Source organism: Shigella sp. FC1661, from assembly GCF_001712525.1.
GTDB lineage: Bacteria > Pseudomonadota > Gammaproteobacteria > Enterobacterales > Enterobacteriaceae > Escherichia > Escherichia coli.
Genome location: NZ_MDGW01000404.1, coordinates 1 through 816, shown reverse-complemented (window position 1 = coordinate 816; position 816 = coordinate 1). Strand labels below are relative to the sequence as shown.

Sequence of the window (816 nt, the reverse complement as noted above, 5' to 3'; positions counted from 1 at the left end):
CGTGTTGAGGCCAACGCCCATAATGCGTGCACTGGCGCGACATCCGACGCCATTCATGGCCATATCAATGATTTTCTGGTGCGTACCGGGCTGAGAGGCGGTGTAAGTGAACTGTAGTTGCCATGTTTTACGGCAATGAGAGCAGAGATAGCGCTGATGTCCGGCAGTGCTTTTGCCGTTACGCACCACGCCTTCAGTAGCGGAGCAGGAAGGACATCTGATGGAAATGGAAGCCACGCAAGCACCTTAAAATCACCATCATACACTAAATCAGTAAGTTGGCAGCATTACCGTGAATTTGAACGTAGCTGGACATTGAAACCATTCATTACCAAACCTGAAAATCCGATTATAGGAAATGATGTCTGGATAGGAAATGATGTTGTATTGAAAGGTGGCATCGCAATAGGTGATGGTGCTGTTATTGCTGCCAATTCCGTTGTTACCAAAGACCTGCCCCCAGGTAATGACTCCAACTTATTGATAGTGTTTTATGTTCAGATAATGCCCGATGACTTTGTCATGCAGCTCCACCGATTTTGAGAACGACAGCGACTTCCGTCCCAGCCGTGCCAGGTGCTGCCTCAGATTCAGGTTATGCCGCTCAATTCGCTGCGTATATCGCTTGCTGATTACGTGCAGCTTTCCCTTCAGGCGGGATTCATACAGTGGCCAGCCATCCGTCATCCATATCACCACGTCAAAGGGTGACAGCAAGCTCATAAGACGCCCCTGCGTCGCCATAGTGCGTTCACCGAATACGTGCGCAACAACCGTCTTCCGGAGCCTGTCATACGCGTAAAACAGCCAGCGCTG

1 protein-coding gene and 2 pseudogenes are annotated in these 816 nt (G+C 50.0%); 1 reads left to right on the top strand and 2 read right to left on the bottom strand.

Translation table 11 applies throughout. The features are described 5' to 3' along the window. A partial coding sequence (locus BFF42_RS19050; protein WP_001650043.1) for an IS1-like element transposase occupies positions 1-237 on the bottom strand: 237 nt, incomplete at its 3' end. Between the two features lie 111 nt (positions 238-348). Here BFF42_RS19050 and BFF42_RS19045 point away from each other — a divergent pair. Beyond that, positions 349-477, top strand: a pseudogene (locus BFF42_RS19045) (DapH/DapD/GlmU-related protein); the annotation flags it as partial. Here BFF42_RS19045 and BFF42_RS19040 read toward each other — a convergent pair. Further along, positions 478-816 (bottom strand): annotated as a pseudogene (locus tag BFF42_RS19040) (IS1-like element IS1B family transposase); the annotation flags it as partial.